Here is a 317-nt window from a genome sequence, read left to right on the forward strand (position 1 = left end):
ATCACGATAACCATGACCAATTCGATGAGTGTAAAACCCGCTTGACGCTTCATGAGTAGAGCTCCTAAATCTTAATAATTATTTACTGCTTTCGTTCGTTAAAATTAAAAGTTAATGCTTCTTGGACTTAACGCCAAGTTTAAGTAGCACTAAAACTTCGTTCACTAATCTATTGATTTAACTATAGACATGCTTTTAAAACTTCGCACATCATTAATGTATGTTTTTGTTTAAAAATCGTAACAACAAAGCTTACTTTCTTAATAAAACTGCTTAAGGCTGAATATCTGTATAGACAGTGCCGGTGTTCGGGTCAT

The 317-nt window shown here is 33.4% G+C and carries 1 protein-coding gene; it reads right to left on the reverse strand.

What is annotated here, in order from left to right; all coding sequences use genetic code 11:
• Window positions 1-53, reverse strand: a 53-nt coding sequence (locus A3761_RS28870) for a prepilin-type N-terminal cleavage/methylation domain-containing protein (protein ID WP_369808148.1), incomplete at its 3' end; no start/stop codon positions are given.
• Between the last annotated feature and the right edge of the window lie 264 nt (window positions 54-317).

The organism is Oleiphilus sp. HI0123, assembly GCF_001635315.1.